The organism is Candidatus Woesearchaeota archaeon (assembly GCA_030651375.1).
Classification (GTDB): domain Archaea; phylum Nanobdellota; class Nanobdellia; order Woesearchaeales; family UBA12501; genus JAUSFM01.
Genome location: JAUSFM010000011.1, coordinates 41,988 through 54,065 on the forward strand (window position 1 = coordinate 41,988; position 12,078 = coordinate 54,065).

The 12,078-nt window shown below is 47.4% G+C and carries 11 protein-coding genes and 1 pseudogene; 8 read left to right on the forward strand and 4 right to left on the reverse strand.

Annotation, left to right across the window (positions count from 1 at the left end):
* Positions 1-86: 86 nt before the first annotated feature.
* Both dut and Q7R76_03640 read right to left on the reverse strand, forming a co-directional pair.
* Positions 87-572, reverse strand: coding sequence for a dUTP diphosphatase (gene dut / locus Q7R76_03635; GenBank protein ID MDO8642651.1), 486 nt, complete (start codon positions 570-572; stop codon positions 87-89).
* Between the two features lie 94 nt (positions 573-666).
* The gene (locus tag Q7R76_03640) at positions 667-1,173 is read right to left on the reverse strand and encodes a hypothetical protein (protein ID MDO8642652.1); all 507 of its coding nucleotides are present in this window, start codon (positions 1,171-1,173) and stop codon (positions 667-669) included.
* Between the two features lie 83 nt (positions 1,174-1,256).
* On the opposite strand from Q7R76_03640, the gene Q7R76_03645 reads away from it, so the two are divergent.
* From Q7R76_03645 to ppsA, 7 genes are all read left to right on the forward strand, one after another.
* Complete coding sequence (locus tag Q7R76_03645) at positions 1,257-2,588, forward strand: endonuclease Q family protein (protein ID MDO8642653.1); 1,332 nt, start codon at positions 1,257-1,259, stop codon at positions 2,586-2,588.
* A gap of 314 nt (positions 2,589-2,902) precedes the next feature.
* A complete protein-coding gene (locus tag Q7R76_03650; protein MDO8642654.1) occupies positions 2,903-3,838 on the forward strand; it encodes a hypothetical protein in 936 nt (311 codons plus the stop codon).
* A gap of 4 nt (positions 3,839-3,842) precedes the next feature.
* Entirely contained in the window at positions 3,843-4,811 is a 969-nt protein-coding gene (locus Q7R76_03655; protein ID MDO8642655.1) for an NOL1/NOP2/sun family putative RNA methylase, read from the forward strand.
* Between the two features lie 68 nt (positions 4,812-4,879).
* On the forward strand, positions 4,880-5,083 hold the full coding sequence (locus tag Q7R76_03660; GenBank protein MDO8642656.1) for a hypothetical protein: 204 nt from the start codon (positions 4,880-4,882) through the stop codon (positions 5,081-5,083).
* Between the two features lie 10 nt (positions 5,084-5,093).
* Entirely contained in the window at positions 5,094-5,714 is a 621-nt protein-coding gene (locus tag Q7R76_03665; GenBank protein ID MDO8642657.1) for a metalloprotease, read from the forward strand.
* Positions 5,711-6,061, forward strand: a complete 351-nt coding sequence (locus Q7R76_03670; GenBank protein ID MDO8642658.1) for a hypothetical protein — start codon at positions 5,711-5,713, stop codon at positions 6,059-6,061. Before Q7R76_03665 ends, Q7R76_03670 begins: the two co-directional genes overlap by 4 nt.
* Before the next feature lie 33 nt (positions 6,062-6,094).
* A complete protein-coding gene (gene ppsA / locus Q7R76_03675; GenBank protein ID MDO8642659.1) occupies positions 6,095-8,524 on the forward strand; it encodes a phosphoenolpyruvate synthase in 2,430 nt (809 codons plus the stop codon).
* A 111-nt stretch (positions 8,525-8,635) separates the two neighbouring features.
* Here ppsA and Q7R76_03680 read toward each other — a convergent pair.
* Positions 8,636-9,892 (reverse strand): annotated as a pseudogene (locus Q7R76_03680) (argininosuccinate synthase).
* Positions 9,889-11,316 carry a hypothetical protein gene (locus Q7R76_03685; GenBank protein ID MDO8642660.1) on the reverse strand — a complete coding sequence of 476 codons (1,428 nt, stop codon included), beginning with the start codon at positions 11,314-11,316 and terminating at the stop codon, positions 9,889-9,891. Before Q7R76_03685 ends, Q7R76_03680 begins: the two are co-directional and overlap by 4 nt.
* A gap of 128 nt (positions 11,317-11,444) precedes the next feature.
* Here Q7R76_03685 and Q7R76_03690 point away from each other — a divergent pair, with 128 nt between their 5' ends.
* Positions 11,445-12,077, forward strand: coding sequence for a hypothetical protein (locus tag Q7R76_03690; GenBank protein ID MDO8642661.1), 633 nt, complete (start codon positions 11,445-11,447; stop codon positions 12,075-12,077).
* Position 12,078: the final 1 nt, after the last annotated feature.

Below are 12,078 nucleotides of genomic sequence, written 5' to 3' on the forward strand. Positions count from 1 at the left end.
ATTTTTCTGTGCTTCCCAACTTGCAGTCATGTGTACACCTCTTTTTTTGGTACATTGCAATTTGTACAATGTACTTCGCATTACTTTTAATGCATTAATACTTTTTCCTGCTGATATTTTGTCGTAAGCGTAAATCCAGGCCCAGTGTTGTCGCTGTGGCCATAGCCGCCTTCGCCGCGCGCAGAAACGTCGAGGTCTTCAACTTCAACAAGCTCGGCAAATTCAACCTGCTTGAAAACCGCCTGCGCAATCTTGTCGCCTTTTTTGACGACGAATGGCTGTTTGCCGAGATTAATAAGAAGAACGCCGATAAGGCCGCGATAGCCGGAATCAACCGTGCCGGGTGCGTTGACAATGCTGATGCCGTGTTTTGCCGCGAGGCCTGATCGTGGGCGAATTTGACATTCGTAACCCGCTGGAATCTGGATGCGGATGCCTGCGGAGAAATGTTTGTACTCACTGGGGTTAAGAACACCGTCTTCTGCTGCATAAAGATCCATGCCAGCATCGCCGGGAAGAGAATAGTGCGGCAGGGGCAAGGTTTTGTCGACCCGATGGATTTTCACGCGCATCATGAACCCCCTTTGACAATTCGTTATGATTATTTTTGTGGAACGCGGTATTTAAAGTATGTGATAGTGGGAAATATAGTTTTTAATATATAGTTTACTGTTTTGTTATATCTTTTCCCGTAAACGTAAACATCGACTGCAATTGTTCAGCTTTTATTTCTCCGGATGCAGCATCAAGCTTAACCGTGAGCGTTTTTAATCCAGCAGTCACATAGGTCACATTGTATACTTGTCCCTCGTCGATATGCTGGAGAATCACAATTTTCCGCACCGGCAGTTCCGCAGAATATTTTTCCTGCTGCAGGCGATGAATGCGCTCAAGCACGTCAGCGATGTCCAGCTTCACTGCAGCAAGGTCGAGTTTTTGGATTTTGCTGCCGGGTTTCTTGAATGCCTTTTCCGGCGCGTGCACATGAATTTTTTCGGCAATGTCAAAGGTGGTAATCTTGTCTTTTTTATTACAATACCCAACGTGCCATTTGATGTTTTCCTTGTCAACGATCATGAAGAGGTGCACGAGAAATGAGTCTTTGTCTTTGGCGCGCCATGCCTGAAATTCTTTTGACGATTCGAGCGACTCAACGACGGTTTTGACTTTCATGGCATTTCCCATCCGACGAATATATAAAAAGTTTTGGGTGCACCCCAACAATCTTTTTATACCCTGCGCCGTTCTCGCATTCCATGCACAACAACTCCATCATCGACCTTCACATTCACTCAAAACATTCCCGCGCGTGTTCCACTGACCTTGACCTGAAAAATCTTGAAAAATACGCGAGAATCAAAGGCGTTGACCTGCTCGGCACGGGTGACTTCACGCATCCAAAATGGATTGAGGAAATCAAAACAAGCCTGAGTGAAAATACCACGGGCAACGGCGGCGTTCTCGAATCAAAAACTGGCTTCAAATTTATTTTGTCAACAGAAATTTCCTTGATTTACACGCACGCAAACAAGGGAAGAAAAGTGCACAATGTGGTTCTTGCGCCGAGCATCGAGGTGGCTGAACAGATTACCGAACAGCTGAAAAAACATGGCCGCGTTGATTACGACGGTAGGCCAATCTTTGGCATGAGTTGCATCCAATTCGTTGAAGAACTGCGGGAAATCAGCAAGGATATTGAAATCATCCCGGCGCATGCATGGACGCCGTGGTTCAGCTTGTTCGGCTCGAATTCCGGCTTTGATTCAATCAAGGAATGCTTCGGCGAATACACCAAGCATATTCACGCCATCGAAACCGGGTTGAGCAGCAATCCACCAATGAATTGGAGGCTCAGCCAGCTCGACAACTTTCAGATTGTTTCGTTTTCAGACGCGCATAGCTTTTGGCCATGGCGCCTCGGCAGGGAAGCAACACTTATTGACGGCATGCCGGAAACAATCAGCTACGAAAAAATTCTCAAAGCCATCAGAACCGGCGATGGGCTTGCTGGAACCATCGAAGTTGACCCAAACTATGGCAAGTACCACTTCGACGGCCACCGCGCGTGCAACGTCTGCATGAAGCCAGCAGAAACAAGAAAAAATAAGGGTATCTGTCCGAAATGCAAGCGACAAATGACGATTGGTGTGCAGTACCGTGTTGAAGAGTTAGCAGACCGCCCCGAAGGGTTTATTCGGAAAAATGCGCCGCCCTTTCACTCACTCATGCCGCTTTCAGAGATTCTCGCTGCGGTGATTGGCAAGGGTTTGGCAACAAAAACAGTATTTGCTGAGTTTTATAAACTGCAGAAAGCATTTTCAACAGAGTACAATATCATTTTTAACGCCTCACGAGAAGAATTAGAGAAACACACGCACCAAAAAATTGTCGATGCAATCATTAAGAACCGAGAGGGAGCAGTATCGGTCACTCCCGGCTATGACGGGGTATATGGCATTCCCCAATTGGAAAAAGCAGAAGGTATGGGAGAAACGAAAGAAAAGAAGGAGAAAAAAGAAGCACCGAAGAAAGAAAAGAAAGAACGGAAAAAGAAGCACATGCCGCAGCGCTCGTTATCTGAATTTTGAGCATACGAAAAAGAATAAGAAAAAAAATAAAAAAACAAAAGAATAAAACACTAACTTATCGTCGTTTTCGTGTTGATTTACGCTTTGACGATTTTCGTCGTGTTGATTTTCGCGTTGTTGCTCGCCGCGTTGATTTTCTGCTTGCTTTTCGTCGCGCCAAAAAAATCACCTCTTTTATTTCGATCACAGCATTGTGATAATACAATGTGTTAATTATACTATATATGATTTTTTCTTTATAAATATTGCGTTTTTGAAAATGGTTTGCTGAAAAAAAAGAAAAGTTTATGAAGAAACAGCGATTTTTAGAGCGTATGATTATCTACAACGCCACGATTTCCGACGATATCATTCGCGCACTCGCTAAAAAGATAAAAGAAAAAAAAGAATTCAAAAATGTTGATGAGGCCTTCTGCACGGAAAAAATCAGGCAGTGCTTGCTTCTTGACAAAAAAACGCGCGAAACAGCCGCTTCAGCGAAAAAATTCGATTTGATTGAGCGCAGTGCCGAAATACGTGCGCTGGTTAAAAAAATCCGTGCAGGGCTTCGCTCATCGTATGGATTATTTCAGCACGGAGACACCGAATCCGCACAGACGGTGTTTGAACGCCATATCCGCGATACAAAAACAGAAACCGGCGAATCGGTTGAACAAATCCTGCCAACGCTTCTGGGGTTGCACGCCTCAACGAGGGAACGGCTGCCGCACTACAAACAGTTTTTCAAAGATATTTTCAGGGCCGTAGGAAAAGCAGAAAGCATACTTGATATTGGCTGCGGCTTTAATCCGCTTGCGCTTCGGTGGATGGGCCATTCCCCAAAAAACTATGCAGCGGTTGAGCTGTATGAAAAGGATATTGCATTTATTAGGAACTATTTCAAAAAAACAACACACCAGACAAAGCTTGAGGCGCACAGCATTGATTTGGAAAAAAAAGAACAGCGGGAAGTGCTGTACCGAAAAAAATATGACCTGCTGTTCGCATTAAAGCTGTTTGACCTGCTGAAAAAGAAAACTGTTGAAGACCTCATCAAAAACACGAAATACCATTGGCTTGCCGCAAGTTTTTCCACCATGACTATCGCCGGAAAAAAAATGAACGTGCCGCGTCGGGCATGGTTCCAGAAAATGCTGCGCCGCCTGGGATATTCATTCACGACGCTGACGTATGAAAACGAGCTCGTCTACCTCGTCAAAAAAGAGAAGATCCCTATTACATCAAAAAACAAAACAAAAGAGCACGCATAACACCATGACACACCCTGCACTTCGTATCGAGCCAAAACCGCTGTTTATTGAGCGATACAAACAGTTGACTAACTATGACGAGTTTATGCACTGTTCCATGCAATTTATCAGAAAGGCAATTCGGGTGAATACGATCAAGGCATCGGTGAAAGAGATACAAAAACGGCTTGAAAAGGAATGGATTCTCACACCAGTGCCATGGTGCAAGGAAGGTTTCTGGATCGAGCACCGCGGAAAAATAAACGCCGAAGGTGAACTGAGGAAGCGCCGGGATATAGGCAATCTGCCGGAGCACGTACTCGGGTATGTGTATGTGCAGGAAGCCGCTTCAATGATTCCGCCCGTGGTGCTTGACCCACAGCACGGTGACGTGGTGCTTGACATGTGCGCGGCCCCGGGCTCAAAAACAACACAGATAGCGCAGTATATGGAAAACAGCGGTGCCATTGTCGCAAATGATACTGAAACACAGCGCCTTTCATCGCTTGGCATCAATGTACAGCGGTGCGGACTGACGAATACGCTCATCACAAAAATGAACGGCCAATCATTTAGGCGAATACCGATTGAATTTGACCGTGTGCTCGTCGATGCGCCCTGTTCAGGCACGGGCACGATACGCAAATCCTACCGTGCACTGCAAGACTGGAGCCCGGGGCTGGTCAAAAGGATGGCAGTGATTCAAAAACAGCTTGTGGGTGTCGGATTTGAAAAACTGAAACAAGGCGGCACGATGGTGTATTCGACGTGCACCTGCGAGCCAGAAGAAAATGAGGGCGTTGTTTCATGGCTGCTGAGCCAGTACCCGAACGCTCGGCTCGAGAAAATAGCATTGGACATTAAACGATCAGAGCCATTTCTTGTGTGGAACGGAGAAACGTACAATCACGACGTAAAAAAATGCCTGCGCATCTGGCCGCAGGACAATGACAGCGAAGGGTTTTTTGTGGCGAAGATACGCAAGGAAGGATGAAAAAATTTATATACAAACAAGCTATTAGAATACAGCAGGATAGACAGGAGATACGTGAGGTGAACAGTATGCCAAAACAACGAGGCGTTGTACAGCTTCAAGGTGAAGAAATTCTTATTTACGGCAAGGGAAAAAAATATGAGGTTGGCCAAAAGCCGCGGTTTCAGCTCAAGCCAAAAATGGATGTTATGTTTGAAGTGAGAACGGGCACGGCAGTCAACATCAATCAAGTTCCCAAGATGCCCGGCCACCGGCAACGGAAATACGAATAAGTGTGAACGCATGGCATACCTCTCAACACACCGCCAACGTGTACATCGGTTTTTCACTACTTCAAATCGTGAAGTGCTCGATCTTGTCAAAGCATGGGCGGCGATTTCACTTGCCTTTGGCATTCTGCTTAATCATGGATTGAGCCTCACGCCCCACTTTTTTACCGTCCTTATTACTGCAGCGTTTACCGTCGGTGTTGGGTTTCTCCTGCATGAAATGGGCCATAAAATTGTGGCACAGAGGTATGGCCTATTTGCGGAATTCCGCTCATTTGACACGATGCTGCTCCTTGCAATCTTTTTTTCGTTTTTCGGATTTATTTTCGCCGCGCCGGGAGCGGTGATGATTCAGGGGCGCGTTTCACGAGAGCAAAACGGAAAAATTTCACTTGCCGGGCCGCTGATTAATGTGCTCTTGGCGCTTCTGTTTTTTGCGGCGCTGCAGGCAACAAACCTGTACGCACTGCGAATTGGGCTGGCGATTAACGCGATGCTTGCGCTATTTAACTTGATACCATTTGGCAATTTTGATGGCAAAAAAATATTTGAGTGGAACCGGCAAGTGTGGGGAACACTGCTGGTTGCTGGTGCAGCATTGATGTACTTGAGTGTACGGACGGGATGGATATGAGCACGCTCATGTTTCTTTTTTTTGCAGCCCTGATTATTGGCGGGCTGTTTGTGCTCGTTAAAACATTCCAATCGGTTACGCGCATCGCCGCATCAATGGCACTCATTGGATTTGTGCTTATGGTAGGGATGATTGTTGCGTTTACCATCGGATTGGGAGATGATACACGACTCGGAACTATCAAGACCACAGTCACCAGCGCTGTTGCTGGCAGTGTGCCTGCACCTATTGGCAAGGCAATCGGATTTTTCAAGACAACACGAAACACTATTGAGGAAACAAAAGAAACCATCAGAGCACAGTTCCCGGGAAATGCAACGACAACCGGAACAAATAGTTCAGAGTAAATATTTATATAGCACAACACGCTAAAGAGCAGTATGTTGTTTGGAAAAAAGAGGGATCGTGAACAAGAGCTTATTCTCTGGTTTGATGAAGTGCAGATAGAAGACGTGCCCTTTGTCGGCGGCAAAAATGCTTCGTTGGGTGATATGTACCAAAATCTGACAAAAAAAGGTGTGCGCATACCAAACGGATTTGCGATTACCGCACACGCGTACCGCCTGATTATCAAACACGCGGGCATTGAACATGAAATGCGCAGCATTCTTTCCGGGCTCAACACAAGAGACACGAGACAACTGGCGGAAAAAGGCCACCAACTGCGCAATCTCGTCCGCGCTGCAGAATTTCCGCCGGAACTTCTGAAGGCAATGAGTGAAGCGTACCAGAAACTCTGCAAGGAATACGGCAAAGACACTGATGTGGCGGTGCGCAGCAGCGCGACGGCAGAAGACCTTCCGACGGCAAGTTTTGCAGGACAACAGGAAACCTATCTGAACATTCGCGGTGTCAGCCATCTCATCGACGCATGTAAAAATTGCTTTGCCTCGCTGTTTACCAACCGCGCAATTTCCTACCGCGTTGACCAAGGATTTGACCATTTCAAAGTCGCCTTGTCAATCGGCGTGCAGAAAATGGTGAGAAGTGACCTCGCGTGCAGCGGCGTGCTGTTTACCATTGACACTGAAAGCGGATTCAAGGACGCCGTGTTTATCACCGGCGCGTATGGCTTGGGAGAAAATGTGGTGCAGGGAGCCGTAAACCCCGACCAGTTTTATGTATTCAAGCCGACGCTGAAACAAGGATTCTCATCAATTATCAGCAAGACCTGCGGCGAGAAAAGTATCAAGATGCTCTATGATATGCAGGGCATTAAATCGACGACAAAAAATGTTCCAACCCCTCTGGAAGATCGAAAAAAACTCGTGCTCACCGACAAAGAAGTTCTGCTGCTTGCGGAGTGGGGATGCATTATTGAAGACCATTACTCGGCAAAAGCGGGCCACTTCAAGCCTATGGATATTGAATGGGCAAAGGATGGAAAAAGCGGCCAGCTCTTTATCGTGCAGGCACGGCCTGAAACCGTGATGAGCCAGAGAGACCCAACGATAATGGAAGAGTATGTGCTGAAAAAGAAAGGGAAAATAATTCTCAAAGGGAGTGCGGTTGGACAAAAAATCGGCCAGGGCCCTGCACGAGTCATCAAAGAAGCAAAGGACATCAATCAGTTCAAAAAAGGTGAAGTGCTTATCACTGATATGACGGATCCGGATTGGGAACCGGTCATGAAAATTGCATCAGCAATTGTAACGAATCGTGGTGGAAGAACATGCCACGCAGCGATCGTATCACGAGAACTCGGTATTCCCTGCATTGTCGGCACAGACAAAGGAACTGAGATTATCAAGGACAAACAGCCGGTGACCGTATCGTGCGCCGAAGGAGATGAGGGTATGGTGTATGAAGGCATCCTGCCAATTGAAATCAAAAAACACGACCTGAAGAAACTGCCGAAGACAAAAACAAAAATTATGATGAACCTTGCAAATCCGGAGATTGCGTTTACCTCTTCGTTTATTCCGAATGATGGAATCGGCCTTGCCCGTGAGGAATTTATTATCAACTCCACCATCAAAATCCATCCGCTGGCGCTTCTGCATTTCAACACAATAAAAGATGAGCACCTGAAAAAACAGATCAATGACCTCACGCCCGGCTATCATGACAAAGCCGCATTTTTCGTCGACAAACTGGCAGAAGGCATTGCAAGGATTACCGCAGCGTTCTATCCAAAACCAGTTATTCTGCGGTTCAGCGATTTCAAATCGAATGAATATGCGAATCTGGTCGGCGGTCAGCTCTATGAACCAAAGGAAGAAAACCCCATGCTCGGCTGGCGCGGCGCATCACGATACTATACGGGAAATTATCAGCAGGCATTTGCACTTGAATGCAAAGCAGTGAAAAAAGTGCGCGAAGAAATGGGGCTGACCAATCTTGAAGTGATGATTCCCATGTGCCGAACGCTGAACGAGGCGCATGCGATTATTGCCGAGCTGAAAAAGAATGGGCTCAAACAGGGCGCTAACGGATTAAAAATTATTTGCATGTGCGAAGTGCCTTCCAATGTCTTGCTGGCTGAAAAATTCCTTGATTTATTCGACGGATTTTCGATTGGCAGCAATGACTTAACACAGTTTACACTCGCGGTTGACCGAGACTCGTCGCTCGTATCGCATATCTACGACGAGCGGGACGAAGCAGTGCTGTGGCTGATTCACCATGTCATTGACATCGCGAACCGGAAGAAAAAATACATCGGCATCTGCGGCCAAGCGCCGTCTGACCATCCTGATTTTGCGCAGTTTGTCGTTGAATGTGGCATCCAATCAATTTCTCTGAATCCGGACACAGTGCTCAAGACGACGATGTTAATTGCGGAGACGGAACGGAAGATGAAGAAGTAGAGAAAATAAATAGTTTTTAGAGGGGATTTATCGATTTCTTCTGGTCGTTTCGGCCGTCCGTGCCCCTGCTTGCCCAAGAAGTCTGCTGGTTTCTTTGTGGGTATATGCTTGGTCTCGTTGGGCACTTACCGTGAGACGGTTCGCGTTGACGCGGATGAATCCTGCTGCATCGGTTTGGTCGTATCCGCCGGCAACATCCATGCTTGATTTTGCCGCATCGTAGAGAGACCATGGTGATGCACGCGCAACTGGCATGGCGTTTCCTTTGTAGAGTTTCATCGTTACGGTGCCGGTGACATACTCTTGGCTGGAACGAACCATGCCGAAAAGAAGGTGCATCTCCGGACTGAACCAAAAACCGTTGTAGATTTTTCCTGCGATTTCCGGAATAAGCGTGTCGCGAATGCGCATCACTTCGCGGTCCATAGTGATTCCTTCGAGGTCGCGGTGCGCCGCGTGCAGAATGGTGCCGCCGGGTGTTTCATAGACGCCGCGCGATTTGATGCCGACGAACCGGTTTTCAACCATGTCCAATCTGCCGATGCCATGCGCGCCGCCGACGAGGTTAAGATATTTGAGCAGTGCAACGGGGTCGTTACGAATATCAACAACCTTTGATGGATGAACCTCTGAGATGTCAACCGCAGATGAATGAACAACACGCACAGGAATTCCTTTTTCAAACATGATTTGAATACGCACTGCAAGGTCGGGTGCTTTTTCTGGCGACATGGATCGGGAATACACTTCTTCGGGCGCTTCGCGTGACGGATCCTCAAGAATGCCTGCTTCGTGGCTGATGTGAAAAATATTATCGTCTTCACTCCAGGGTTGGGCGGTGGTTGCTTTGACCGGGATATTATGGCGTTGCGCATACGCAATCATGTCAGGGCGTCCCTGAAACTCCGCGAGAAATGCAGGCGTTTTCCACGGTGAAATAATGCGCACGCCGGGAACCATTGAATACCATGCAAGCTCAAATCGCACTTGGTCATTTCCTTTTCCGGTGGCGCCGTGGGCAAGCACGTTTGTTCCTTCCTGTTTCGCAATCTCTGCAAGATGTTTTGCAATCATCGGCCGTGCGAGTGATGTTCCCATGAGATAGCGACCTTCATACACTGCGTTTGCTTGCAGCGCAGGAAATACAAAATCGGTGACAAATTCACGGCGTGCGTCAACAATATGCACATCCGCTGCGCCAATGGCGCGCGCTTTTGCTTCTGCCGCTGCAAAATTCTCATCCTGCCCGACATCAATTATGCCGGCAACAACCTGATGCCCCTGTTCAATCAGCCATTTCAAAATAACGGATGTATCGAGCCCGCCGCTGTAGGCGAGAACGACTTTGTTTGTTGATTGTTCGCTCATGGTGTTCCCTCCACTTTTTGCAGCGTAGCCGGAATCGAGACCACGCGCAGGATAACATCTGCTTTTTTGTCGTCGGGAATGCCGACGCCGTAGACGGTGTAGTTTCCGCTTTTTTCTTCAAATCCACCATACGAACGAATGACACTTTCATATAATCGTGATGGTTGTGAGGACCGCCATGCGACTGCCCCTCGCTGGAGAACAACCGCTTCCATGATACTCGCCGCGACACCAAGGCCTTCGTAATCCGGCCGAGTAAAGAGTTTGCAAAGATATTCACAGCCAGTAAATGCAGGAAGAGGATAGGTCACGGCGCCGCCACGTTTTCCTGCATCAAGATAAATCGTCGGGTCTTTGTCCGCCAGCATGGCAAAATAGTCAGCACGCAGGGCTTTTCGCTGCTGGTGCATGAAAGCGGCATTAATCATGGTACGCAGCTGCTCCATGTCAACTGCAGATGCAAGCAATGGATACGCAACAACCGGTGAGGGAATCATTATTTTTGTGCCGCTGCCCTCACCAAGCAGTTCTTCAAGCAGGCCGGTGGATTCGAGCTGGCTGGTTGTGTCGCTTCCCTGACCGCCATTTTGATATTTCAGCGTCGTGATTTGTACGCTGTGGTCAGGGCCCAACGATTTAAGCAATCCAAAAGCTTCTTCAATATTGGTCACCATGCCGCCGCTAATTCTGCCGTCAGCAACCATCTGCTCAAAAATGCGGTGCGAAAAAAAGGTGCGAACCACCTGTTCGCCATCCTGCACCGGCTTATCGCCGAGGATAATCAGTTTTTTTGCGCCGAGCACCTTGACGAGCTCAGCCGCAAGTGTCGTTGCGTTGATATTGTACAATTTTCTGTCATCGGGACATAACCCGAGGTGTGAAATGACTGGAATTTTTTGTTCGTAGATTGCAGTGATGATTGGCTTGGTGTCGATACTAACAACATCGCCGACATAGCCCAAATCAACATCAGCTCCGAGTGTACGGTCATATTCTAATGCGTGCCGTTTCACCCGAACGGCATCGAGCGGGATAGCCAACGCATCAATGCCTGCACCACGAAGCGCATCAGCAACGCGCACTTGATTTGCCCATACAATGGGAAGCATTTGGGCAATGAGCTCATCCGATGTCACACGGAGGCCATTGACTTTTCGTGACCCTACATATGCTGGAAGCGCGTCATAATCAACGCCTCCTCCCAGAAGCACAGGAAGATAAAATCCAGTTTGTGAAGCAAGGCTCGCAAGTTCGGCAGCAAGCTGGTTAAGATGTGAATTCGCAAGAAGTTTTCCGCTTGCCTTGACAACGCCTATTTCATGGGGAGGCAATGTCTCAAGCATGCGTTTCCAGTAGGTGGTTGACTGGATGCCGATACGGCTGATAATTCTATCGATAGTTTCTGGTGCCGTAGTTTGTGCCATGGTGAAAAACAATCGGATGCGCACCTTGTTTTAAAAAGGTACCGATTGATTTCAAACAAAATAAACAGATTTGTTTGAAATAGAACAAAAACGAAAAATATATATAATTGAGTATGTTTTGAGGAGCCATGGCAAGTGTTACCAAGCTTACGGAAGACTATTTGCGCGAGCACGCCAGCATCCGCGACTGCCTGAAAAAAGGTGTTGTCAACTTTTCGCGCCTTGCCCGCAGCATTATCAAAGACAGAGGGCTCAAGCGTGTGCGTATGGAAGCGGTGCTCATCGCCTGCCGGCGCGCTGCGGAAAAAATACGCAAAGAAAAAAGCGCTGAAGAAGCTATCAAAACGCTGCTCAAGCACAGCCAGCTTGAGATAAAGAATAAAATAGTGGTTGTTATCGTTGACAAGCAGATTTATGTTGAGAACCTGATTGACATCGAGAAAAAGATTCGGAAAAAGGCAGACACGTTTTACGCACTCGAGGCAACATCATCGTTCACTATCATTACCACAGAAAAATATCTTGACGAGCTGAAGAAACTGTTCGAGCATGACTTGATACGGGTTTCAAAAGACCTTGCAATGATTGTTCTCAAAAGTTCGGAACGCATGGAAAGCACCCCTGGAGTCATGGCGCACCTGTATGCGCTCTTCAGCGACCACGGCGTGAACATCTGCGAGACCATGAGCTGCTGGACGGACACGATTTTTGTGGTTGCAGAAGCAGATGTTGGTAAATGTATGGAGTTCTTACAGTTTTAGA

Bases quoted from the DNA above. Each gene is read 5' to 3' on its own strand.
- Q7R76_03650 (MDO8642654.1), top strand. From the start codon at position 2,903: ATGATTATCTACAACGCCACGATTTCCGACGATATCATTCGCGCACTC.
- Q7R76_03685 (MDO8642660.1), bottom strand. From the start codon at position 11,316: ATGGCACAAACTACGGCACCAGAAACTATCGATAGAATTATCAGCCGT.
- Q7R76_03645 (MDO8642653.1), top strand. From the start codon at position 1,257: ATGCACAACAACTCCATCATCGACCTTCACATTCACTCAAAACATTCC.
- Q7R76_03640 (MDO8642652.1), bottom strand. From the start codon at position 1,173: ATGAAAGTCAAAACCGTCGTTGAGTCGCTCGAATCGTCAAAAGAATTT.
- ppsA (MDO8642659.1), top strand. From the start codon at position 6,095: ATGTTGTTTGGAAAAAAGAGGGATCGTGAACAAGAGCTTATTCTCTGG.
- Q7R76_03660 (MDO8642656.1), top strand. From the start codon at position 4,880: ATGCCAAAACAACGAGGCGTTGTACAGCTTCAAGGTGAAGAAATTCTT.
- Q7R76_03670 (MDO8642658.1), top strand. From the start codon at position 5,711: ATGAGCACGCTCATGTTTCTTTTTTTTGCAGCCCTGATTATTGGCGGG.
- Q7R76_03690 (MDO8642661.1), top strand. From the start codon at position 11,445: ATGGCAAGTGTTACCAAGCTTACGGAAGACTATTTGCGCGAGCACGCC.
- Q7R76_03665 (MDO8642657.1), top strand. From the start codon at position 5,094: ATGGCATACCTCTCAACACACCGCCAACGTGTACATCGGTTTTTCACT.
- Q7R76_03655 (MDO8642655.1), top strand. From the start codon at position 3,843: ATGACACACCCTGCACTTCGTATCGAGCCAAAACCGCTGTTTATTGAG.
- dut (MDO8642651.1), bottom strand. From the start codon at position 572: ATGCGCGTGAAAATCCATCGGGTCGACAAAACCTTGCCCCTGCCGCAC.